A 23,503-nucleotide genomic window follows, 5' to 3' on the forward strand; every position below is an offset into this window, starting at 1 on the left:
GGTTATCCTTTTAGGATTTTCAAAAACTCACTTCGCAGCATATCCTCAGCACCTAAACTTGCCAAATGGTTGGTATAAACTTGACAATCAATCATCTTATAATTAGAATTTTGAATAAACGTGATAAACCCAATTTTACTCGCATTACTTTCCTTGGCAAACATACTTTCTCCTGTAAAAATACCATTGCCCAAATCGATCCCATAAAGTCCGCCAACTAAATCGTCGCCATTCCAAACCTCTATAGATTTGGCATAACCTAGGCTGTGCAACTCTGTGTATGCCGTAATCATATTTTGGGTAATCCAAGTGCCTTCTTGACCACTACGTTTTGCCTCTGCGCATGCTGTAATCACATCCTTAAAAGCCTTATCCGTAGTTACTTTATAATCTTTATTACGCAACACTTGTCGCATACTTTTAGAAATCTTAAGCTTTTCAGGAAACAATACAAATCGCGGATCTGGACTCCACCAAAAAATAGGCTCGTCGCTTTCAAACCAAGGAAAGATACCAGAACGATATGCCAATAATAGTCTGGCAACCGATAAATCTCCACCTATGGCCAATATGCCGTCTTCAGTAGCTTCGGTTACGTCTGGAAACCAAAGTTCTTCAGTTAAAAATTTCACTCCTACATTTAATTTTTCTCTTCCAGATTGAAGATAATTGCATTTTTTTTATAAAAATAAGAAACCTCAATGTTTTTAAAAAACAATGAGGTTTCTTTTATGGTATAGCTGAAACAAGTTCAGCAAAATAATTTCACCTACTTAAAACGGTAAATCATCATGATCGTCTTCATTTAAATCTCCGGCAGGCTCAAAGGCATCAGCTGGCGGTACAGGAGGTACGTTATCTCCAGCAGCTGAAGGTTGTAATGCTTCAATTCTCCAACCCTGTACAGAGTTAAAGTATTTGGTTTCACCTTGAGGATTTACCCATTCTCTCCCGCGAAGATTAATGTTAACCTTTACTTGCTGCCCAACTTGGTAATTGTTTAGCAAATCGGTTTTATCTTGTACAAACTCCACTAAGATATGCTGTGGGTATTGCTCCTCTGTAGTTACCACTACTTCTCTTTTTCTAAATCCGTTACTCCCAAAAGTCTGGGTGTCTCCAATCATTTTAATTCTTCCTTGAACTTCCATTTAAACTATTATTTATTATCTATTCTTATTAATTATTAATATTATGACAAAAGTATTTTCCACGCGCTTTGTACATCTCCGTAGCTCAAATACTTTCGTGCCAATTTGTGCTTTTCTCGGTGGCTAGCTTCTTTTATTTGAGGATAACGCTCCCCTATATCGTTTATAAAACTACCTACTTCTTCCTCACTCGGTAAGGCTTGTACATTACCTAACATTCCTAAATCATTTCCTGTTAAAATCATGCTATTTTTTACATGGTCTGGGAAATTATCAACACCTATACCTTTTGTCGAAATTGGTTTAGGTATCTCAAAAAAGCCTTTGTTTGCTCTACTGTAAAAACTACCTCCCGCTCGGGCTACCAAATCTAATTTCTGTTGATTTATAGTTCCATCTTCGTTTAAAAATTCATCATCTATATGAAATTTAACCACTTCGCATATCACAAGGTTACCCGCTCCACCTTCGGTTCCTAATTTCATAACATCATTTACTTTACATTCAAATTGAACGGGAGATTCTGCAACACGAAAAGGCTTAACCTCATCTGAATCCAACATGGTTAAACCCGCCTTTTCAAACTCGTTAACATCTTCTGGATACTCTGTGCTTGCCAAAGACATTTGATATACCAAATCGTAATTCACCACGTTAATCACCACTTCTTTTGTCTCCTCAACATTTTGTAACGTATGCTTTGTTGTATTATCCCTTACGCGACGTGCTGGCGAAAAAATCAAAATTGGTGGATTTGCACTAAATACATTAAAGAAGCTAAAAGGCGATAGGTTAGGATTTCCATTAGCATCAATTGTACTTGCAAATGCAATTGGCCTTGGGGCGACTGCACTTAGTAAAAATCCATGTAATTTGCTGGTTGATAAATCGTTTGGAGCGTATGATGCCATTTAGTTTTTTTCAATTTGAACAAATGTAACTATTCTCGCACTCATCTAAAAACCGATTTACTAACAACTTGGACAATAATATTAACAGATTTGCATTATATTACTGGTTAAATAATTTTTGAATGATTTTTACCAAATATTCCAACACATTTCGGTGGATAATGATAGTACTTTCTTTCATTATTGTATCATTGATTTTGTGGAACACCTACGTATTCTTTCAAAATTTTAAAGAGGAAGAACGTGTAAAGATGCAGAATTGGTCTTTTGCTTCTCAAGAGCTAACTACTACCACTAATCTGGAGGAAAATATTGGAAATCTTCCGATAGAAATACTCCAGAGCAACAAAACAACACCAATGATTATTGTTGACAAAGATGGCAGCTATGACACAAGGAATATTGATGAAAAAACAGTAAAAGACTCTTTGAAAATACAAAAACTTATTAAAAAGTTTAAAACCGAATACAAACCTATTAACGTAAAATATGATGGTAACATATTGCAGACTATCTATTACGGCAACTCGCCATTACTAAACAAATTAAAATACTATCCTTTAGCTCTTTTACTGATTATTTTCCTCTTTACTGGTGTTATCTACTTTTTTTACAAGAGCAACAAAAATGCTAGCCAGAACAAATTATGGTCTGGTATGGCAAAGGAAACTGCCCATCAAATTGGCACACCGCTTTCTTCTTTAATTGGATGGACCGAGTTATTGAAAACAGAAAATGTAAATCCCGAGTATATAACGGAAATTGAAAAAGATATTGACAGACTGCAAACTATTACAGAACGGTTTAGTAAAATTGGTTCTCTTCCAATTCTAGAAACCACTGACATTGTAGAAGAAACCAAACAAGCCTATGAGTATTTAAAACGACGTTCCTCAGATTTGGTAGCTTTTGAAATTATAGCGCCAAATGAGAATATTCCAGTAAAAATAAACAAACAACTTTTTAGTTGGACAATTGAAAATCTCGTAAAAAACGGTATTGACGCCATGAAAGGTAGAGGAAAAATTACTGTTGAGATTCTACAATTAGAAAACAATGTAAAAATAAACGTATCCGATACTGGCAAGGGCATCCCCAAAAAGAATTTCAATACTATTTTTGAACCGGGTTACACCACTAAAAAGCGTGGTTGGGGGTTAGGATTATCGCTTACTAGACGTATAGTTGAAGATTTTCATAATGGTAAGATAAAAGTGCTGGAATCTACCCTTGGCAAAGGCTCTACTATTCAAATTAGTTTAAAACGTGAAAACCAATGACAACCGAAGAGCTAATCCCCGTGAAAAAAGTAGGTTTAAAAAACCACTGCCCTGAGTGTTTTAGTAAAGACGGTTTACAACTCACCTTTAAACAAAAATTTGTTGAAACGTCGTTCTATAAATCTATAACAAATCAAGTAAGTCAGGAGATATTTTGCAACACCTGCAATAGCATCATTTACCCAGAACGTTGGACAGATGATATAGAGCGCGTTTTCGCATATCACCAAAAGTCGTTTACACCAAAACCGGCATCAAAAAGCTTCAAAAAAATATTCTGGATATTACTTATTGTAGGATTGGTAATCGCTTTTGCATTGGCATTTCTTGCCATATTTAATTTGGAGTAATAGCTATGCTATAGGTTTGCGGCAATAGCTGCGGCGGTTTTTTGAAAAACTTCAGGTGTCATTTTTACTTTTTTAATAAAGCGAGCATCGTCCATAGAGTGTAAGGGAATTAAGTGCACATGGGCATGCGGTACTTCCAAACCTATTACAGTGAGCCCAACACGATTACAAGGTATCGCTTTTTCGATAGCCAGAGCTACGTTTCGGGAAAAACGCATCAAACCATTATACGTGTCTTCATCTAAATCAAACAGCTTATCCACTTCTTTTTTCGGTATACACAGCGTATGTCCTTCAGCATTAGGATTCACATCCAAAAACGCCAAATAGTCATCTGTTTCTGCTATCTTATAGCAAGGAATTTCGCCGTTTATAATTTTAGTGAAAATTGAGGCCATATGTATTTACCTAGAAATTTCAACAACATCAAACTTCATCACACCATTTGGCACTTGAATTTCAGCAACCTCGCCAACAGATTTTCCTAAAAGTCCCTTTCCTATAGGAGAATTTACAGAAATTTTACCCGAAGCTAAATCTGCTTCTCCATCCGCAACCAAAGTATAAGTCATCTCCATACCATTGGTTTGGTTTTTTATCTTCACTTTAGAAAGCACCAATGCTTTAGAAGTGTCCAATTGAGATTCGTCAATAACACGCGCTCCAGCCAGGGCTTCTTCCAATTTTGCAATACGCATTTCAAGCATACCTTGCGCCTCTTTAGCCGCATCATATTCAGCATTCTCACTTAAATCGCCTTTATCTCGTGCCTCTGCAATAGCCTTAGATGCCTTTACACGTTCCACATCTTTAAGTTGTTTCAACTCGTCTCGTAATTTTTTTAGCCCCTCAGGTGTATAGTAAGATACTTTACTCATAACTTCATCGTTTTAATTAACAAAATCCCGAGCTAAACGGGATTCTAATAAAAAAATCCCGCTTACACGAGATTGTACGCCAAATATACAAAATATTTAAGTGCGGTTGAATTTTATCGTAAATTGCGGTCTAATTTTCAAGATTTTATGAGAATACCTATTGCCCTTATCTGTTTGCTCATGTTTACCGCCTGTAGCAGCAATAATATAAATGATGAAAACTGCCAGTTCCTGTTAGATATTACTGTAAATGAGTCCATTAATTTAAATTTCCCGCAATACAGTCAGTTGCAATTTCCAAGCAATCCTACCTATGTTCCAGATATTGGAAATGGCGGCGTTATAGTAACCAATACAGGTAGCGGTTTTGCTGCTTTTGACGCTGCAGACCCTAACCGTATGCTCGAAGCCTGTTCTATTTTAACTATCCAAGGGCTTAACGGTGTATCCAGTTGCGACGACAAAAACGAATACAATCTATTTACCGGCCAACCCGTAAACAATGGTGATCTTAGATGCTCCCTAAGACGCTACCGTACACAGTTAAACGGCAATATTTTAGTAATTTTTAATTAAAGGTATTTGGGCGTTACCCGCACCCTTCGAGTTCCTCAGGGCAAGTGGGTCGGGCTTTCACTAGTCGCTCCTCCTACGTCGGGAGCTTCAACATGCCGTTCAATCCTTAACGCAACTGCCTGCTGGCTAAAGCCCTAAATGTGGAAGCGATATGCTATTTTGTGGAGGTTCGTTTAACGGTCTATGAGAGTTGTCTGGGTTAGCACTTAACTTTGCAAGTAGACACCAAACTGAAAATCCGCGAGGATTTTCAGAAGTAGGCGAGAACAAGCAATTACTTATAGTCATTGTCATAAGCCGTTTTTATTTCGTTTTCAATGTTTTTCAGATATATTTTGTCCATTGGGTTTGAATATGGGTCGGTTATTCTTCTTTCTCCAATGTAAAGTTCTTTTGCTTTATCCAAACAAGATTTATATTCGGTAGGTTTATCTAATTTTAGATAAGTCATAGCCAGATAATATTGATTTTCCGCCAATTGATTGTTTTCGGATTGTTTCTTGAATGTCTCAACTGCCTTTTCAAGTTTTTCTGTTTCTAAATAAAGAACTCCAAGATGCAGATAATCATAAGCACCAACAAAGTTTTCTTCCTCGTTTAATTTAATTTGTTTTTTTAAAATTGCCATTGCCTTTTTTTTTTCTCCAATTGCTTTATAGCACAGACCTTTGGCAATGTTCAAATGGTATGTTCCATTTTGAGATTGTCCAATATCATAATCTACCAAACTATCCAATTTTTCGATATCCTCGATTGCTCCTTTGTAGTCTCTAAAGAATTGGTAACGACACCAACCTCTATATCCTAAATGTTCTTTTGGCTTTAACTCAACTGCTTTATCAATTAACTTTTTCCAAGTAACAAAGTCTCCACTTTTCAGATAGGCAATGGATTTTGCCCAATAAGCGTAATCGAATGTAGGGTCAATCTCAATTGATTCGTCTAAAACCGTTTGATATTCTTTACTGAATTGGTAATGACCTTTAATTTCCATTGCCTTTTTACAGGCTTGATATTTTAAGGTATCTCCATAGTATTTATAGGCTTCGCAATTCGGTTGCGCAAACGCACTTAAAGAGAGAAGTAGCAATATTAAAAGGCTAAAATTTTTCATTAAGGCAAAATTTCTATTAATTGTCCGTCTTTAATTTTGAATATTAAGTACATATAATAATCAACAGGCACTTCATTTCTTATAAAAACTTCCCAGTTCTCAATTTCTTTGGTTATGTTTAGAAGTTGAGAAACTATATCTTTATTAAAATCCTTTTCTTGGTAATCATAACCAGATTGTAAAACTCTAAATCTTCCTGCTTTTCCTTCGCAGTTTATAATAAATCGTATTCTAATCAGTCCATTTTCTTTTTTGTCCGTTATTGGTTTATATTTTGATTTGAATGTATTTAAAATTTTAGATTTTTCTCCGCTATAAACAGGTCCTTTTCCCAAATTAAAATATTGAAGAATTTTGTCGTCTCCATTACAAACTTTAAAATCCGATTTGTCAATTTGGTCATTTTGTTCAATGTCTCCGACCCAACGTAAATATTCTTGTTTTTCACTAATTTTTTTCTCGTTTTGACAACTGTAGAGAATTGAGAAAAGTAAAATTATTGCTAAAAATGGTTTTTTCATTCAGTTCGTTTTGTTCAAATGGCTTACAACCGAGTATTCGAATAAGACGCCATTGATAATAGCTTATATCCACTGGTAAACGAATTTCACCAATTTTTCTGACAAAGTCAAGAATTTACATTTGAAAAAACAAAAAAAGCGCAGCCAATTTAATAACTAACTACGCTTTATAATTCCTAGTGTAAGTTCTTAAAACTTAAAAGTTGCGCCTACTAAAAAGTTTGTTGTAGCCTGTGGATAAAACCCAGCACCTTCAATTGTGGTTACGGTACCAGGGTTTGAAAAATCATCATCAAACGTAAAAAAGAATCCATTTGAGATGTATTTTTCACTAAAAATATTGTTTACTAAACCAGTTAAAACAATAGACTTAAAAACAGTGTTTGGTTTAATTTCATACACTATATTTAAATCGTTTACAAAATAGCTATCTAGTTTAGAGCCTTCTGCATCGATATTTCCCATATACTGCTCACCAACATATTTACTTAAAAAAGCTATGGCGAAATTAGGTGCAGCGTTGTAGGTTATGGTATTACCAATAACCACATCTGGAGAAAACGCTATATTGGTTTCACCTAAATTTTGTAGTACACCATCTCTCTTAAAAAATGTCTCTCTATTTTTATTAGAACTTAATGTTGCATTAGGCTGAAACATAAAATCCCCAAAGGTTAAATTGGCTTCCAATTCTAAACCTAAGCGATAACTTTTACCTGTATTATCTCTTATTTGTGCTCCAGAATTATCCAAAGCTCCTGTAGCAACTAGCTGCTCATTATAGGCCATGTAATATGCATTGGCATTAAAACCAATATTATTATTTTGGTAACGCCATCCTAACTCAAAATCGTTAAGCTCTTCGGGTTTAATGTCTGGATTATTTTCAAAATCTCCCCTACTTGGTTCTCTATTAGCTCTAGCATAAGAAAAATACACATTACTCTTATCATCTACATTATAAGTTAACCCCAGTTTAGGATTGAAAAAATTAAAAGTCTTATCAATTTCAAAAAGGTCTAAGTCAGAGTTAATACCACTAGTTTGGTAATTAATACCACGGTATTGTAAATCCCCATACAAACTGAAATTATCGTTTAAACGATAGGTGAGTTTTGCAAACGCACTAAAATCTTTCTTCTCACCATCACCATCGTAATAGCGGTCTCCAAAATTATTATCAACAGCATACTGCTCCCAAATTAATTCTCCAAAATGATCGCCTTTATAATCGCTATACGATAACCCTGTTATAAAGTTTACTCTCTCGTCTTTATAGTTAAGGTTTGCGTTAATTACATAAAAGTCGTTATCCAACCATCGGCGCCTTATATAGTCTTGAGAATCGATAGTTTCACCGTTTACCGTAATAGGATCTTTACCTATAAAATCAAAAGAAGCATCATCTGCAAAAAACACATTAGTATAATAATAGTTATCTACGTATTCCTCAAAAAAACCACGCCCATAAGTGTAGTTTAAACCAAGGTTGGTAGACCAATTATTATTCCATCTTTGATTCCAATGTAGTTGGTAATGGTCTTGTTTGTAGTTATCTACTTGGTTATCATAAAAACCTTCAAAATTACCATCGTCATCAAGCTGAATACCACTAATATTGTACCTTCTATTTTCGTCAATATTCGGATTTGCACCAACTGCAGCAACATCAACGGGATTAAATCCGTACCAAGATTGGTATGTAATTTCATGCCCACCAAATACAATAGCCTTTATTAAAGTACCATTATTTATATAGCTTCCTTGTACAAAATAACTCTTTAAATCTGACGTTGCCCTATCGATATAACCATCAGACTTTATTTGAGACAAACGTCCTGCTAGTTCAAAATGGTCATTTAATAACCCCGTACTAAATTTTACATTATGGCGTCTGGTATTAAAACTACCAAAACTATGTGAGGTCTCACCTGAACTTTCACTTTTTACCGCATCTGTTAGAATATTGATGCTCGCACCAAATGCACCTGCACCATTTGTTGAACTACCAACACCACGTTGCACCTGTAAATTCTCAACCGAGGATGAAAAATCTTGTAGATTTACCCAAAACGTACCTAAACTTTCGGCATCATTATATGGTATTCCATTAATAGTAACATTGGTTGAAGCGCCACTTACACCTCTTACACGAATACCGGTGTAACCAATACCTGCACCAGCATCACTAGTGGTAACAACAGAGGGTAAATAGTTAAGTAATACAGGAATATCCTGACCTAAGTTACGTTTCGCCAGTTCTTTTTTTGATACGTTAGTGTGTGTAATAGGCGAATCTGCATCTACCCTAACGGCTTTTACCAAAACTTCGTCTAGTTTCTCGGTTTTGGTTGAATCTTGTTGTTTGTTGTTATTTTGTGCATTAGCGTTAAAACTTAAAAACGCAGTACAAACAAATAAAAACAGGATGACTTTTTGATAAGATTCCTGCCTTCGCAGGAATGACAGATTTTTGAATAAATTTTTCATATCGATTATGAGTTTTATAATCGAATAAAAAGAGGTAATTATTCTTTACGTTAATAAAAATTGTTTTTTAAAGATGAGATACTGAAACAAGTTCAGCATCACAGCATCTTAATTTCCTAAACAGCATTACCTGTTCTAGGTTCAATGGGTATGATCTCAGCCGTAGAAATTTTAGATTTTAGAATTACGATGTTAGATTTTTGAACTTTGAGTTCGTTAATCGTTAATCGAACATCATCAATCGTCAATTCGTTAGCACCCCTTTTTGAGAACGGTGCAAATGTAAGAACGAATTCTTAATTATAAATGTTAAATCGTGATTTTTTAATCCATATCAGGCTTCTTTCTATTTGCCTTTTTTTCAGATTGATAACGCTTGTTCTTTAATCGCTTTCTTATTACTGCTTTTGGGATTTTTGTTGGGATACGCTCTTTTTCTTCAACCAAAGAAGTTTTAATGAGCTCTAAAAAACGTTGAATTACAATTGCTTTATTTTTATGCTGACTTCGAGATTCGCCACATTGCATTATTAATAGCTTCTCCTTCGTCAATCGTGATTGCAGGTTTTCCTCAAGCAATAATTTTTGAGCTGCATCCAGCACCAAAGATGCCTTTACATCGAATAAAAGTTCAACTTTTGAAGCTACTTTATTAACATGCTGACCTCCACTACCAGAACTCCTGATAGCTTTAAAGTTTAACTCTTTAATTAAGGCTTCTTCATCAAACATCATTAACCTTGGTGGGCAGGTTTTAATAAGTCATTTACAGTTTTTACGGGGTTAAAAGTTTCCACAGGCACCTCAACAAAAATGGAGTTCCAATGCGCCATACTTCCGTTCCATAGCCCAGGAAGTTCTAAAGCTTGTATATCTACTCCGTTTTGGGTTTTCTTGGTGATAAACGCCGCTTCAGGATCAACATAGTTCATCAAATTAAACTTTTCACCTTTATAGTTTTTCACACCACAAACTAAATCCGTCGGGTTGAAGTGTGACGCTTTGTAAACAATGGATTGCTGTTGTTTTTTGCTAAAATCTATCTGAGCAAATTCTACTATTTGAAGTGATATTTCTCCATTTTCATCTTTAACCCAAAACGGACCGCCTCCTGGCTCTCCTTCATTCTTAACCATACCACATACGCGAATAGGGCGATCGAATTTACTTCGTAGATAATTTACTTTTTCTTCAAAACTAAAACTTCCAAAATCGGGATCAATATAAACACTTAGTTGTTTTCTTAAAAAATAGGCCATAGCGGTTATGTCTGCCTCGTCTACATCTCCATCATCCAGCTGATTCAAATATTCAAATACTTGGTTTTGCATTTTCAATAAAACCCCAGCTAGTAATTTCTTGTACCTTGAATCTTCTTCATTCTTTGCTTTCACAACAATATTATCAATGTTTTTTATAAAAATAATATCGCTATCCAAATCATTTAAATTCTCTAAAAGTGCCCCATGTCCGCCAGGTCTAAATAAAATAGATCCGTCATCGTTTCTAAATACCTCATCATCTTTTGTTAAGGCCAATGTTTCAGTAGCTTCCTTTTGGTATGAAAAAGAAACGTTGAAATTAACGCCCCCTTCTTTTTCTAAATCCGCCCTTACCTTCTCAAGTTCTTTCAAAAAATAATTGTGGTGTTTTTCAGAAACCGTAAAATGTAAATTGGCGTTCCCTTTTGAAGAAGCGTACAACGTAGACTCAAACAGATGCTCTTCAAAGGCAGTTATATATTGGTTGTCATACTTATGAAATGGTAACAACCCTTTGGGAAAGAAACTATAATTTAGACCATTTTCATCTAGCATTGTTTTCACAAATTGATAGTATTGCTCTTCAAGACTTAAACTTTCAAAATTTGGAATGTGTTCATTTATTTTGCTACGAACTTCTTCGTAAAACGGAAACTCTTGGAGATTTGTGACAAAGGTTTCTATTAAATCATCACCGTACTTTTCAACATACTTTTTTATGTCGTCTTTTGAGGTGTTAAATCGATTTAAAAACTGAAACAAAAACTTGAACATTCTTGTAGCCGCTCCAGAAGCTGGTACAAATTTTAAAATATCATTTTGCTCTTTTTGGGCTTCATATAACTGCACAAGGTTATCGATTTCGTCACCTTTGTAAGCGTGTATTCCCCTGCCAACTGTTGCTGCAGCAAGCAGTTGAGAATGTGTCATTCCATTTTTTAAACGGTCAATTTGGGCATTAACTTGGTCTAAAGTAATGCCTTTGTTATGTATTTGTTCAATGTCCTTTTCTGAAAACATATATTTTATTTTTTAAGCAATTCATCAATATGGGCTACGGCTGTTTCAAGACGTTCTTTTTTATTACCTTTCAATAAAACATAAGGTCTTTTATGCTTTATTAATTCATCTTCAAACGCTTTGAACATCATCTCCCTTTCATTAGGTTTATCTCGTAAATCGTCTGCTTCCCATGGGATGTCAATATAGGTTAAAAAATACAAATCGTAAGTATTTTCCAATGCGTATTTTTCAAGAATAGGGTCGCAAGTTCCAAGATAATAAGCTTCGGAATACACCTTGGTTTCTAGCAAGTCCGTATCGCATATTAAAACGGTTTCGGTCTTTTTAGTAAGCTCATTTTCAAGTTTCATCTGCCCTTCTGCAATCGGCAATAAATCTTTAGGCTCACAAGTCTTACGTTCGTTATTCCATTTGTTTTGAAGATATTCGCGGGCATACTCTGGCACCCAAACCGAGTTATAATATCTTGCAAGTTGCCTTGACAAAGTTGTTTTGCCAGTAGATTCAGGGCCAAACAACACTACTTTTACGCAGGTGCTAAATTTTTGTTTATACTTTTCTTCCATGCCATGTATCCTTGGATGGCTAATATAGTAAAGATTAAATATTGAAGTGATAGCATACCCCAACCCCTATATGCATACAAGGGCACTGTAATAATATCAGCAAAAATCCACAGTGTCCAGTTTTCCAATTTTTTGTTTGCCATAAACCACATAGCCGTAAAAAATACCCCTGAGGTGAAAATATCGATATAATTTGAAGAGGTGATTTCCGTCCCATACCCTTTGTAAACCAGATAAGTAACTGCCATGGTTAACAAAAACATCCCAAACCCAATAAGTTTCTCTTTAATATTTGTTCTGGAAATAGGTACCACATATTCATTCTCTTTCTTTCTAGACCAGTTCCACCAGCCATAGATACTCATTACCGAATAGTAAAAATTCATCATCATGTCTCCCATCAATTCATCTTGTAAAAAGATATAAACCGTAATGATAGTTGCCACCAATCCTGTTGGATACACCAAAATATTCTCTCTTTTAGCACACACCACACTAGCAATTCCAAAAACAAATGCAATGGCTTCAAGAACAATTAATGTTGTTTCCCTATTTCGATATGGCTCTAGAAAGAAATCAAAAATGGGGTTCATAATCGCGTCTGTCAGATTTAACGATTTTCATGTAAAGTAAGCCGCGTTCAACAAGTTCGAAAGCTTCTTTTATTTCTGAAGTTAATAATTGCATTACTTCATCATAATCGCCATACACTTGGGTGCTCAAAGGGTTTTCAAGTACTTTTAAATTTGAAGCTCTTAATTTTTTTATAAAATGAATGATTGCAGGCTCATAATCGTCGTGCAATGGTGTTAATGTTAATTCAACTGATATTTTCATAATTTCTTGGTGACTGAGGCTCTCGACGTCACTACAATTTTTATTTTGTCGCTTAGAGAACCTCAGCGACCGTATATTATCTTTTTAATTCTTCAAAAAACGATTCATCTTCTTCAAACGCTGTACCAACCACCACTATATTTGCTCCAGCCCCATATGCGTTTTCTACTTGAGCCTTGGTTTTAACCCCACCACCAACAATTAAAGGAATGCTCAATTCATTTTTTACCGTTTTAACAATCTCCTTTGTTAGTGGCTGTTTAGCACCGCTTCCAGCCTCCAAGTACATCAATTTCATCCCTAATAATTCTCCTGCTTTTGCAGTATCAATTATAGTCTGTATGTTGCTTCTTGAAATGCCTTCAGTATTTGTTACTTCAGAAACCGCTGTTTTTACGCCACTTTCAATCAAAATATATCCTGTAGGTATAACTTCTAGATTTATCTGTCTTAATGTAGAAACTGCCTCAACGTGTTTCCCAATTAAATACTCCGGATTTCTTCCTGATAATAACGACAAGAACAACAGCGCATCTGCCTTTTCTGTAATTTGAGAAACATCTCCTGGAAATAGCAGAATCGGTAAGTCCGTATACCTTTTTATTTCGCCCACTAAAGCCTCGGTAGTATATTCATCTACAATACTTCCACCTACAAAAATGTGAGTAGCTATCGAAACATTTACCTTTTTAATAAAACTTTCGGCATTTCCGAAGGCAAACTTATCAGGATCAATCAATACTGCAAACAAGCGTTCACCTTTACCGATAGCTTTTAATATGTTTTTATAAACACTCATTACGCAATGGCATAGGCACAAGTGAAACCTTCAAACTCAAAAAATTCAATGTTATATCGCTTTTTCGCTTCTTTATAATCAATCCAAGCCATAGTTTCAGCATCATCCATATTAAAAGGAATCACCAAACAATGATCCTTAAAACTCAGTCCAGGCGTACAATACAATTTATACAAGGACTCCTTTACACACCAAATCACTGTTAATTTTTTAATGTAGTCATCGGCGTTGTTATCTAAATAATCAAACTCGTAGTCCACGAACTTATGCGCTATAACCGCTATTTTTTTACGCTGTTTCTCTAAATCAATTCCAATAATATTATCACTAATAATTACCGCAGAAAAGTTAAACGAATGCGATATTGAAATTTGCTTTCCGTCTTTTAAATGGGGTTTACCAAATTCATCATAAAACAAATCTTTATCGGTATATCCAAACTCTTGTAGCAACCATCTTACGCTTAAAAAACCACGTTGGTGCAGTTCGCTTTTCATACCTAAAACACGTTCCAACGCATTGGGCTTTAAATCTACTTTGGCAAATAATTCATCATAAGACTCCGTAATCTTCCAGATTTTAACAGTAGTTTGTGAATTTGGATGAATGGTTTTGTACAATGGCATTTAATATTCTAAAACTTAATGGTTATCTTTGCACCGCCTAAGGAGGATTACATATTTTGGTAAGCGAATTTAACCAAAATACCCACTAATCCCAATCAACTTTAGGTTTTTAAATAAAGAAAAAAAGTTACTATGAGTACAAAAACAATTCCTTACGTTTCACACAAAGTAAAAGATATTACACTTGCCGATTGGGGGCGAAAAGAAATAGAGTTAGCCGAAGCTGAAATGCCTGGGCTAATGAGTTTACGTGAAGAATACAAAAACGAGCAACCATTAAAAGGGGCGCGTATTGCTGGATGTTTACACATGACCATTCAAACAGCAGTATTGATTGAGACTTTACAGGCTTTAGGTGCAGAAGTTACTTGGAGTTCTTGTAACATATTCTCAACACAAGATCAGGCAGCTGCTGCAATTGCTGCTGCTGGAACTGCAGTATATGCTTGGAAAGATATGACTGAAGAAGAGTTTGACTGGTGTATTGAGCAAACACTTTTCTTTGGAGAAGACAGACAGCCTTTAAACATGATTTTGGATGATGGTGGTGATTTAACCAACATGGTTTTAGACAAATACCCAGAACTAGTTTCAGGCATCAAAGGATTGAGTGAGGAGACCACTACTGGTGTGCACAGGTTGTACGAGCGTGTTAAAAATGGAACGCTGCCATTGCCAGCCATTAACGTGAACGATTCTGTTACAAAATCTAAATTCGATAACAAATATGGCTGTAAGGAAAGTGCGGTGGATGCTATCCGTCGTGCAACCGATATCATGCTAGCTGGAAAGCGTGTTGTAGTTTGTGGTTATGGCGATGTTGGTAAGGGTACTGCGGCATCCTTTAGAGGTGCAGGAAGCATTGTAACCGTTACTGAAATAGATCCTATTTGTGCATTACAAGCTGCAATGGATGGTTTTGAAGTTAAAAAACTAGAAACTGTTGCTCCAGTTGCGGATATCGTCATTACAACTACTGGAAATAAAGACATTGTGCAAGCGCAACATTTTGAAGCTTTAAAGGACAAAGCCATTGTGTGTAATATTGGGCATTTTGATAATGAAATTGATATGGCTTGGTTGAATGAAAATCATGGTCATACCAAAAACACCATAAAACCACAGGTTGATAAATACACCTTAAACGGAAAGGACATTATCATTCTTGCTGAAGGTCGTTTGGTAAATCTTGGTTGTGCTACTGGCCACCCAAGTTTTGTAATGAGTAACTCTTTTACCAACCAAACTCTTGCGCAAATTGAGCTTTGGAACAATGCTGATCAATATGAAAACGATGTATATATGCTACCAAAGCACTTAGATGAAAAAGTAGCAAAATTACACCTTGCTAAAATTGGTGTTGAGCTTACTGAACTTCGTAAAGACCAAGCCAAATATATTGGTGTAAAAGTTGAAGGCCCATTTAAGCCAGAATACTACAGATACTAGTATAGATTACTAGATATTTAGAATATTAGATAAAATCCCAAACATTGCTGTTTGGGATTTTTCTATTTGCACGCCTGCCAGCCTGCAACCAGGTTACCACTCCCTATAGCTATCAAAATCGGGATTTCAAACATGATGCCTATTAAGCGGTAAATGAAGTATTCATTCCTTAATACATAAAAAGCCGTTAAAATCTAAAAAATAGAAGGAGCTGTTTTTTATCTTTGTTTACTTAAAGAATTATTATTCCTGCGAAGGCAGGAATCTACATAAAATACATATTATTAAAGAACAAGATTCCTGCCTTCGCAGGAATGACAGAATAACCATGAAATACACAACACTGCCAAATACCGATATAAAAGTTAGCAAAATTTGTTTGGGCTCCATGACCTGGGGCAATCAAAATACAGAGGCCGAAGGGCATGAACAATTAGATTATGCCTTTAATAATGGTATAAATTTTATAGATACCGCAGAATTATATCCTGTACCAGCAAGCCCAGAAACTCAAGGTAAAACAAGTGAAATTATTGGTACATGGTTAAAAAAAACAGGAAATAGAGATAAAGTCGTTATCGCGTCTAAAATAGCAGGAATAGGTGATTATACAGCGCATATTCGAACTACTGGGTTTAGTCCTACATCAATAAATGAAGCTATAGACTTAGAATTAAAACGACTGCAAACCGATTATATAGATTTATATCAATTACATTGGCCAGAACGTGAAACCAACACCTTTGGCACTAGAGATTATAAGCACAACCCAAACGATACATGGGAAGATAACTTTAACGAAGTTTTAAGTACGTTGCAAACTCAAATTGAGGCTGGAAAAATCAGGCACATTGGGCTGTCTAATGAAAAAGCTTGGGGTACAATGCGCTATTTAGAAGAAAGTAAAGCGAATAATTTACCGCGACCCATTACCATACAAAACGCCTATTCTTTATTGTGCAGAACTTTTGAGGGAGATTTAGCCGAGGTGTCTTTAAGAGAAAACATCGGTTTATTAGCTTACTCGCCAATGGCATTTGGCGTGCTTTCAGGAAAGTATATAAAAGGTAATGCTGCTGATAATGCACGATTAAAGTTATTTCCAAGGTTTGCACGTTACAGCAGCGAACAAGCAACAGAAGCTGCTAAACAGTATTTAAAAATAGCTGAGGATAATGGTTTAACTCTAGCCCAAATGGCTTTAGCATTTGTAAATCAGCGTCCTTTTGTTACCAGTAATATTATTGGCGCTACCAATTTAGAGCAGCTTAAAGAGAATATTGAAAGTGTGGATGTGGATTTAAGCGATAAGATATTACAGCAAATTAATGAAGTGCAGGGTGCTATTCCTAATCCTGCGCCTTAAATAAAATAAAATTTAAGGTTTAATTTATTGTCTAAAAAAACATGTAAAGTTGTTTTTGTCAGAAAAATATATAAATTATACAATAATTATAATTACTCAAAATAATGAAAAGGATCCAGAGCCAAAGAAAATGGCTACTAGGCGTTTTAGTTGGTGCTGCAATTTTTCTTCACGGATTCGTCTATGATTTTGTTTTAGATCATCTTATAAATCCAATTCAAAATCCAGATTATTGGATTCAATCAATAAAGTTTGTTTTAACGGGAGGCGCTTTATATTCATCTATTGTAATTTTTCCACTATTGTTATATGACAAGTATTTTTGGAAAGTTTTAAATCCAGAGTATAATATCGCAGGAACATGGGATGTTGAACTATACAAGCTTTGGCCTCTTAACTCTAAACATATAAAGGCTGAGGGTGTTAATGCAGTAAAAAAATTTCAAGATATGTTGTCAGAAAACAGTGGACAAGCCCTGATAAGACAGACTCCCTTTAGAATTTGGGTGCAGGAAGCATCTGGTTTTTCTCAAATAAAACCTGACGCTGACATTTCCACATGGACAGGAGAAATAATATGTGTAAACTTACCAGCGAAAATAAATGTTGTATTCGAAGCTACACCTAGTGGAGGTAGTTTTAGTGGACGAGATGCCTTGACTGTAGTTGAAAGAGATAAAAAGGGAAGACCATTGGTGCTTGAAGGGAACGCTTATCATGTAATCCAACATTTAGATATTGTAATCAAAGGTGTTATACGTTATTCAAGAAAGACATGAATATTAAAGGAATTATTGCGTTAAGGATTGAACGGCATGTTGGAGCTCCCGACAACGGAGGAGCGACTAGTGAAAGCCCGACCCCTTTTCGAGGTAACACCCAAAAAACAAAAAACCCGCAACTTTAAAAAGTAGCGGGTTTTTTTAATTATTTAATTCGATTACCATCTTTATCAAAAAAGTGGTACTCTAAATATGTGTAAGCATCGCGGGGTAAAACTTTAACCCATTTTTTGTGTTCTAAAAACCATTTAGAACGTATTGATGGAAAGCCTTTGGTTAAAAAGGCTGCTATAAAAGGATGTGTGTTTAAAGTCAACTTTTTATAGTCTTTTTTAAATAGTCTTTCAAGATCTTGGTTGATTTTTTGCACTATACTTATTGGTGCTTCAACCTCTGCGCCGTTTAAACCGTTGGGGTTTTCCTCTCGGGTTTTAATATTCATTTCTGGGCGTGTACGTTGTCTTGTTATTTGTATCAAACCAAATTTACTTGGTGGCAGTATTTTGTGTTTTGCCCTATCGTCCTTCATTTCTTCACGAAGGTGATTAAAGAGCTTCTGCCTGTTTTCAGACCTTGTCATGTCAATAAAATCAATTACTATGATGCCACCCATATCGCGTAAACGCAGTTGGCGTGCAATTTCTGTAGCTGAAATTAAATTAACTTCTAAGGCTGTTTCCTCTTGGTTATTGGATTTGTTAGATCGGTTACCGCTATTTACATCTATAACATGAAGTGCTTCGGTATGTTCAATTACCAAATACGCACCTTTTGTCATGGATACGGTTTTTCCAAAAGAGGTTTTAATCTGTCTCTCGATTCCGAATTTTTCAAAAATCGGAACTTTAGATTGATACAATTTAACTATTGATTCTTTTTTAGGTGCAATTTCTTGCAAGTAATCTTTAATTTGGTAGTACAGTGTTTCATCATCAACTGTTATCCCTGTAAAGGTGTCGTTAAATATGTCTCGTAAGATAGACGAGGCTTTATTCATTTCTCCTAATACTTTACTGGGGTGATGCGCTCTGTACAATTTTTTACACATTGCATTCCATCGCTGGAGCAAATTTTGTAAATCTTTATCTAATTCGGCTACTTTTTTGCCTTGTGCTACCGTACGAACAATAATACCAAAACCTTGCGGCGTGATACTTTTTACCAATCGCTTTAAGCGGTCTTTCTCTTCGCGCGATTCTATTTTTTGAGAAATAGAAATGCGGTTTGAAAATGGCATTAAAACGATATACCTACCGGCTATGGACAACTCTGAAGTTATACGTGGGCCTTTTGTAGATATTGGTTCTTTTACTACTTGTACGAGTAGCGATTGATTGGATTTTAAGGCGTCGGTAATTTTACCGTCTTTCTCAATATCCTTTTCAAATGGGAAGTTTTTTAAAGAAAAATCTTTTAGTTTACCTGTGCTTACACGTTTGGTGAATTTTAAAAGAGAAGGTAATTTAGGCCCTAAATCATGATAGTGCAAAAATGCATCTTTATCATACCCTACATTTACAAATGCAGCGTTTAGTCCTGGAACAGTTTTCCGTATTTTGGCGATAAACACGTCGCCAACCGAAAAATTGTTATCATCTTCATCCTTTTGTAATTCAATAAGTTTTCCATCTTTTAATAAGGCAAAATCAACAGCTTCTGAATTAGATCGAATAATCAATTCTTTATCCATTGTGTTAATTTTTATCCCAATAATAATTATCGGAATGGATTAAACATTATTTTTTCACAGGATTTTAATCCGTGGAGTTCAAAACACACCTATTACAGTGCTAAAAATTTATGAACTCATTTCAAAGAACTTTGTTGTGTTTTCAAACAAAAAAAGTAGCTATACTAACTACTTTTTCTGCCTATTTTTTCTTTTTGTGACGGTTAGCGCGTCTACGTTTTTTACGCTTATGCGTCGCTACCTTATGTCTTTTGCGTTTTTTACCACTTGGCATAAATAGTGTCTTTTTAAATTAATAATTTATTTTAAATGCTTTTTACTTAACCTCAACGTTAGTTTTAACACCCTCAACAAAAACTTTTGCAGGTTTAAATGCTGGTATGTTATGAGCTGGGATTTTTATAGTAGTATTTTTAGAAATATTTCTTCCTGTTTTTTCTGCTCTTGTTTTAATGATGAAGCTTCCAAAACCTCTTAAATATACATTATCTCCACTTTCTAAAGATGTTTTTACTTCTTCCATAAAAGATTCAACAGTTGCTTGAACATCTCCTTTTTCAATTCCTAATTTTTCAGAAATTTTTGCTACTAAATCAGCCTTTGTCATTTTTATTTCTTTTTAATATTCGGGTTATATAAATTTTATAAAGGGATGCAAATATATGCATTTAATATTCAATATTTCAAACCTAATTCACTAAAATTTAAGATTATAAACGTTTATTTTAGCACTTGGTAGAAAATAAATGCATGTCGTTTTCAAAAATTTTAATACGCTGGTATTCAGTTAATAAGAGAAATTTACCGTGGCGCGAAACAAAAAATCCGTATTTTATTTGGCTCTCGGAAATTATTTTGCAGCAAACCCAGGTAAAACAAGGCCTGCCATATTATGAAGCATTTATTACCAAGTTTCCTACGGTTTTTGATCTTGCAAAAGCTGATGAAAGCGAGGTATTAAAACTGTGGCAGGGACTAGGTTATTATTCCCGAGCGAGAAACCTGCATTTTACCGCGAAATATGTAGTTGATGAATTGAATGGTGCGTTTCCGAATTCTTATAAAGAACTTTTAAAATTGAAAGGTGTTGGCGATTACACCGCCAGTGCCATTGCATCTATTTGTTATGATGCGCCAACCGCTGTGGTGGATGGTAATGTGTATCGCGTACTATCGCGTTGTTTTGGGATAGATACCCCTATTAATTCCTCTAGCGGTATAAAAGAATTCAAGGCGTTAGCTCAAGAATTGATTGACACAAAAGATCCTGCCACGTTTAATCAAGCTATAATGGAGTTTGGTGCTACCCAATGCAGACCCAAAAACCCCGATTGTATGTTTTGTCCGTTTCAGGAAAAGTGTATCGCCTATAATGAAGGGAAAGTTGATACACTACCAGTAAAGCTAAAAAAGCTAAAAGTAAAGCAGCGGTATTTTAATTTTTTAGTGTTCCTGTCAGAAGACAAACAAACGGTTTTGGAAAAGCGCGAAGGCAAAGGCATTTGGCAGAATTTATATCAGTTTCCTTTAATTGAAACCGAAAAAACGCTCGATTACGACGCGTTTTTGAAATTGGTAAAAACACATCCTTATTTAAAAAACAAAATGTTTGAATTACGGCAATATAATAATGAGCCCAAAGTACATAAACTGTCTCATCAACATTTGAATACTAGGTTTTGGACGGTTACCACAAAGTCTGTTGAAAACGGGATTCCTTTTGAAAACATTACAGATTATCCTGTACCCATTTTGATTGGGAAGTTTATTGAGGGGTTTGGGTTTTAGGAGAGGCAAATGAAAGTAATTGTTTTTATGAGACATTAGTAGTAGATTTTTTATTTTCGCCTAAACCTACTTCTTTTTTTTTTTGTTAATCATGTTTTTAATCAGTACGAAGGCTAAAATAATTGCAGGAATATACCAAGAAATGATTTTTCTATTCATTAAAGTCACTGCTGTAATTAGCAAACCCCAAATAGCAATTTCCCTTATTCTATTATTTCTTTTCTCTTTTTTCTTTTTTTGATCAAATCTTAAATTTTCAACTATTGCTTCTTCTGGAATACTGTATATCCCATTTTCAATATAGTCCAAAGATTTTGAAGTATCTTGAATTAGCATTTCACGTGAGTAAATTATTTGATTATCAGCATAGAACACTATAGATTGGCATAGATCGATGAGTCCGACTGAAACAATGTTTACACAAGCACTTACTAATTTGTTTGAACCGAAAGCACATGATATCCCAAAATCCTTATCAGATAGCTGATTTTGAAGGTCTGGAAAATCAACAACAATGTCTTTTATGGGATATAAGGAGATTTCGAAAAAAGTTTTATTTCCGTTAATTTCACAATCAATTGAGTTAATTTGATTAAAATTACCTAATGTTTCAAAATCGGTCAAGAATTTAAAATTGTAACCTAACTCTTTAATCTTATTTTCAAGTTCAGTTTTTGTCGGAAGTTTATTCTTTTGTATAAAATTTATTAAAGTCATTGACATAATTTGCAAGGTAATTTTTTTGCACTGAGTTAGTACAATATAATTAACTAATACTTTTGAGAAATATTTCAGCTTTAATAAAAGTAGCTCCTTCTACTAAGAAGGCATAAGACATTAACTCTTCCTCTAATTCTTGAATTTTATTTTTGTCGTTAAAATTTAACTCTTGCAACAAAGAGATTAATTTCTTTTTTTCATTACTACTTGATTTTGTATCCTCTGTTACTAATTGAATTAATTTTAGTTTTTCTAATTGAAATGTGTTTGAGTTTTGTGCTGAGCTGTAAAATGGATCAAGACCTTTATTAATTCTATACAAATCAATAAGGTATTCCTTTGCATCTTCTATCTGATTAAAATTAGCTTTATAATCTTTCCCTCCTCTTTCATTCAAATAAAAAACGGAATATTCAGTATAAAATTCTTTATACAAATGATATTTTTCAGGTATAATTGAATCTAGAATCGAAAAATGATTGCGGTTTAGACCTTGGTCAACTATTTCTTGAATTATTGATGTTCTTATTAGCATTTCAAGTAGTTAAAAAACTTACATAATATGGTTACCATCAAATATAACCAAATCTTCACTTCAGAATTGGTTTTAATTTTAGGCTTATGCAGAAAGTAAAAAATACTTATCTTTTGCCAAATAGCTGGCAAATAGGCCCGCGTTAGGGATTGAACGGCATGTTTAAAATCCCCGACGCAGGAGGGATTGAGTAGTGAAAGCCCGACCACGCCCTAAAGCGTGGGAACGCCCAAAAAGTAAACATATCTTAAAATAGTCGCATTTTTTTATTAATTTTAGAACAATGCAATATGAATGCGTATTTTTGCGCTCTTAAAAACAAAAATTATGGCTGGGTCTTTAAATAAAGTAATGTTGATTGGTAACTTAGGGGATGATGTGAAAATGCATTATTTTGAAGGTGGCGGCTGTGTGGGGCGTTTTCCTTTGGCTACTAGCGAAACCTACATGAGCAAACAAACCAATGAGCGTATTACAAATACGGAGTGGCACAATATTGTGGTGAGAAATAAAGGTGCAGAAATTTGTGAAAAGTACTTAAGCAAAGGCGACAAAGTATATATTGAAGGACGAATAAAAACAAGAAAATGGACGGATGATAAAGGCAATGACAGGTATTCTACAGAAATACAATGTACCGATTTTACCTTTTTAACTACAAAGAAGGACAATGAATCTAATGCTGCAAGTGCATCTGCGCCAAATAACCCTGCCGTAAGCGAACCTTCTCCAAGTCAATCCACTCCCGATGATGATGACTTACCATTTTAATTCAAGTATAACTAAAAC

Annotated in this window: 27 protein-coding genes; 8 read left to right on the forward strand and 19 right to left on the reverse strand. The window is 34.9% G+C overall.

Annotated elements, in window-relative coordinates; genetic code table 11:
• Nucleotides 1-2 precede the first annotated feature (2 nt).
• The 3 genes from aat to AC1B0Z_RS09400 form a co-directional block, all read right to left on the reverse strand.
• Nucleotides 3-632, reverse strand: a complete 630-nt coding sequence (gene aat, locus AC1B0Z_RS09390; protein WP_483791714.1) for a leucyl/phenylalanyl-tRNA--protein transferase — start codon at nucleotides 630-632, stop codon at nucleotides 3-5.
• A 141-nt stretch (nucleotides 633-773) separates the two neighbouring features.
• Nucleotides 774-1,151, reverse strand: coding sequence for a DUF3127 domain-containing protein (locus tag AC1B0Z_RS09395; RefSeq protein ID WP_483791715.1), 378 nt, complete (start codon nucleotides 1,149-1,151; stop codon nucleotides 774-776).
• Nucleotides 1,152-1,192: 41 nt separating this feature from the next.
• Nucleotides 1,193-2,062, reverse strand: a complete 870-nt coding sequence (locus AC1B0Z_RS09400) for a flavin reductase family protein (protein ID WP_483791716.1) — start codon at nucleotides 2,060-2,062, stop codon at nucleotides 1,193-1,195.
• Nucleotides 2,063-2,184: 122 nt separating this feature from the next.
• Between AC1B0Z_RS09400 and AC1B0Z_RS09405 the strand changes: the two genes are divergently transcribed.
• Both AC1B0Z_RS09405 and AC1B0Z_RS09410 read left to right on the forward strand, forming a co-directional pair.
• Entirely contained in the window at nucleotides 2,185-3,342 is a 1,158-nt protein-coding gene (locus AC1B0Z_RS09405) for a sensor histidine kinase (RefSeq protein WP_483791717.1), read from the forward strand.
• Nucleotides 3,339-3,692, forward strand: coding sequence for a hypothetical protein (locus AC1B0Z_RS09410; RefSeq protein ID WP_483791718.1), 354 nt, complete (start codon nucleotides 3,339-3,341; stop codon nucleotides 3,690-3,692). Before AC1B0Z_RS09405 ends, AC1B0Z_RS09410 begins: the two co-directional genes overlap by 4 nt.
• Nucleotides 3,693-3,700: 8 nt before the next feature.
• On the opposite strand, the gene AC1B0Z_RS09415 is transcribed toward AC1B0Z_RS09410, so the two are convergent.
• Both AC1B0Z_RS09415 and greA read right to left on the reverse strand, forming a co-directional pair.
• On the reverse strand, nucleotides 3,701-4,090 hold the full coding sequence (locus tag AC1B0Z_RS09415) for an HIT family protein (protein ID WP_483791719.1): 390 nt from the start codon (nucleotides 4,088-4,090) through the stop codon (nucleotides 3,701-3,703).
• Nucleotides 4,091-4,096: 6 nt separating this feature from the next.
• Complete coding sequence (gene greA / locus AC1B0Z_RS09420; protein WP_483791720.1) at nucleotides 4,097-4,570, reverse strand: transcription elongation factor GreA; 474 nt, start codon at nucleotides 4,568-4,570, stop codon at nucleotides 4,097-4,099.
• 147 nt (nucleotides 4,571-4,717) lie between these two features.
• On the opposite strand from greA, the gene AC1B0Z_RS09425 reads away from it, so the two are divergent.
• On the forward strand, nucleotides 4,718-5,146 hold the full coding sequence (locus AC1B0Z_RS09425; protein ID WP_483791721.1) for a Rieske (2Fe-2S) protein: 429 nt from the start codon (nucleotides 4,718-4,720) through the stop codon (nucleotides 5,144-5,146).
• Between the two features lie 274 nt (nucleotides 5,147-5,420).
• Here the strand turns inward: AC1B0Z_RS09425 and AC1B0Z_RS09430 are convergent, their stop codons facing one another.
• From AC1B0Z_RS09430 to AC1B0Z_RS09475, 10 genes are all read right to left on the reverse strand, one after another.
• On the reverse strand, nucleotides 5,421-6,260 hold the full coding sequence (locus AC1B0Z_RS09430; RefSeq protein WP_483791722.1) for a tetratricopeptide repeat protein: 840 nt from the start codon (nucleotides 6,258-6,260) through the stop codon (nucleotides 5,421-5,423).
• A complete protein-coding gene (locus AC1B0Z_RS09435) occupies nucleotides 6,260-6,781 on the reverse strand; it encodes a hypothetical protein (protein ID WP_483791723.1) in 522 nt (173 codons plus the stop codon). Before AC1B0Z_RS09435 ends, AC1B0Z_RS09430 begins: the two co-directional genes overlap by 1 nt.
• A 189-nt stretch (nucleotides 6,782-6,970) precedes the next feature.
• Complete coding sequence (locus tag AC1B0Z_RS09440; protein WP_483791724.1) at nucleotides 6,971-9,271, reverse strand: TonB-dependent receptor; 2,301 nt, start codon at nucleotides 9,269-9,271, stop codon at nucleotides 6,971-6,973.
• A 324-nt stretch (nucleotides 9,272-9,595) separates the two neighbouring features.
• Nucleotides 9,596-10,006: an alternative ribosome rescue aminoacyl-tRNA hydrolase ArfB gene (arfB, locus tag AC1B0Z_RS09445; RefSeq protein WP_483791725.1), complete on the reverse strand. Its 411-nt coding sequence runs from the start codon at nucleotides 10,004-10,006 to the stop codon at nucleotides 9,596-9,598.
• Nucleotides 10,006-11,553, reverse strand: a complete 1,548-nt coding sequence (locus tag AC1B0Z_RS09450; protein ID WP_483791726.1) for a DUF4301 family protein — start codon at nucleotides 11,551-11,553, stop codon at nucleotides 10,006-10,008. The genes arfB and AC1B0Z_RS09450 overlap by 1 nt, the downstream gene beginning before the upstream one ends.
• 5 nt (nucleotides 11,554-11,558) lie before the next feature.
• Nucleotides 11,559-12,122, reverse strand: a complete 564-nt coding sequence (locus AC1B0Z_RS09455) for an AAA family ATPase (RefSeq protein WP_483791727.1) — start codon at nucleotides 12,120-12,122, stop codon at nucleotides 11,559-11,561.
• The gene (pnuC, locus tag AC1B0Z_RS09460; protein ID WP_483791728.1) at nucleotides 12,083-12,715 is read right to left on the reverse strand and encodes a nicotinamide riboside transporter PnuC; all 633 of its coding nucleotides are present in this window, start codon (nucleotides 12,713-12,715) and stop codon (nucleotides 12,083-12,085) included. The genes AC1B0Z_RS09455 and pnuC overlap by 40 nt, the downstream gene beginning before the upstream one ends.
• The gene (locus tag AC1B0Z_RS09465) at nucleotides 12,699-12,959 is read right to left on the reverse strand and encodes a thiamine-binding protein (protein ID WP_483791729.1); all 261 of its coding nucleotides are present in this window, start codon (nucleotides 12,957-12,959) and stop codon (nucleotides 12,699-12,701) included. Before AC1B0Z_RS09465 ends, pnuC begins: the two co-directional genes overlap by 17 nt.
• Before the next feature lie 76 nt (nucleotides 12,960-13,035).
• The gene (locus AC1B0Z_RS09470; RefSeq protein WP_483791730.1) at nucleotides 13,036-13,758 is read right to left on the reverse strand and encodes a phosphoglycerol geranylgeranyltransferase; all 723 of its coding nucleotides are present in this window, start codon (nucleotides 13,756-13,758) and stop codon (nucleotides 13,036-13,038) included.
• A complete protein-coding gene (locus tag AC1B0Z_RS09475) occupies nucleotides 13,758-14,384 on the reverse strand; it encodes a 4'-phosphopantetheinyl transferase family protein (RefSeq protein ID WP_483791731.1) in 627 nt (208 codons plus the stop codon). The genes AC1B0Z_RS09470 and AC1B0Z_RS09475 overlap by 1 nt, the downstream gene beginning before the upstream one ends.
• A 132-nt stretch (nucleotides 14,385-14,516) precedes the next feature.
• On the opposite strand from AC1B0Z_RS09475, the gene ahcY reads away from it, so the two are divergent.
• The 3 genes from ahcY (at nucleotide 14,517) to AC1B0Z_RS09490 (ending at nucleotide 17,978) form a co-directional block, all read left to right on the forward strand.
• Nucleotides 14,517-15,833, forward strand: a complete 1,317-nt coding sequence (ahcY, locus tag AC1B0Z_RS09480; RefSeq protein WP_483791732.1) for an adenosylhomocysteinase — start codon at nucleotides 14,517-14,519, stop codon at nucleotides 15,831-15,833.
• A gap of 328 nt (nucleotides 15,834-16,161) precedes the next feature.
• Entirely contained in the window at nucleotides 16,162-17,199 is a 1,038-nt protein-coding gene (locus AC1B0Z_RS09485) for an aldo/keto reductase (protein WP_483791733.1), read from the forward strand.
• 104 nt (nucleotides 17,200-17,303) lie between these two features.
• The gene (locus AC1B0Z_RS09490; protein WP_483791734.1) at nucleotides 17,304-17,978 is read left to right on the forward strand and encodes a hypothetical protein; all 675 of its coding nucleotides are present in this window, start codon (nucleotides 17,304-17,306) and stop codon (nucleotides 17,976-17,978) included.
• Between the two features lie 148 nt (nucleotides 17,979-18,126).
• Here AC1B0Z_RS09490 and AC1B0Z_RS09495 read toward each other — a convergent pair whose 3' ends face one another.
• Together AC1B0Z_RS09495 and AC1B0Z_RS09500 are read right to left on the reverse strand one after the other, a co-directional pair.
• A complete protein-coding gene (locus AC1B0Z_RS09495; RefSeq protein ID WP_483791735.1) occupies nucleotides 18,127-19,671 on the reverse strand; it encodes an Rne/Rng family ribonuclease in 1,545 nt (514 codons plus the stop codon).
• 316 nt (nucleotides 19,672-19,987) lie between these two features.
• Nucleotides 19,988-20,278 (reverse strand): HU family DNA-binding protein, encoded by a 291-nt coding sequence (locus AC1B0Z_RS09500; protein WP_116039361.1) that lies wholly within the window; start codon nucleotides 20,276-20,278, stop codon nucleotides 19,988-19,990.
• Between the two features lie 143 nt (nucleotides 20,279-20,421).
• On the opposite strand from AC1B0Z_RS09500, the gene mutY reads away from it, so the two are divergent.
• Entirely contained in the window at nucleotides 20,422-21,459 is a 1,038-nt protein-coding gene (gene mutY / locus AC1B0Z_RS09505; protein ID WP_483791736.1) for an A/G-specific adenine glycosylase, read from the forward strand.
• Between the two features lie 66 nt (nucleotides 21,460-21,525).
• Here the strand turns inward: mutY and AC1B0Z_RS09510 are convergent, their stop codons facing one another.
• Together AC1B0Z_RS09510 and AC1B0Z_RS09515 are read right to left on the reverse strand one after the other, a co-directional pair.
• The gene (locus AC1B0Z_RS09510) at nucleotides 21,526-22,182 is read right to left on the reverse strand and encodes a hypothetical protein (RefSeq protein ID WP_483791737.1); all 657 of its coding nucleotides are present in this window, start codon (nucleotides 22,180-22,182) and stop codon (nucleotides 21,526-21,528) included.
• Nucleotides 22,183-22,225: 43 nt separating this feature from the next.
• Nucleotides 22,226-22,714, reverse strand: coding sequence for a hypothetical protein (locus tag AC1B0Z_RS09515; protein ID WP_483791738.1), 489 nt, complete (start codon nucleotides 22,712-22,714; stop codon nucleotides 22,226-22,228).
• Between the two features lie 327 nt (nucleotides 22,715-23,041).
• Between AC1B0Z_RS09515 and AC1B0Z_RS09520 the strand changes: the two genes are divergently transcribed.
• Complete coding sequence (locus AC1B0Z_RS09520; RefSeq protein WP_483791739.1) at nucleotides 23,042-23,485, forward strand: single-stranded DNA-binding protein; 444 nt, start codon at nucleotides 23,042-23,044, stop codon at nucleotides 23,483-23,485.
• Nucleotides 23,486-23,503: the final 18 nt, after the last annotated feature.

It is taken from the genome of Hyunsoonleella sp. J2K-J805 (assembly GCF_057167125.1).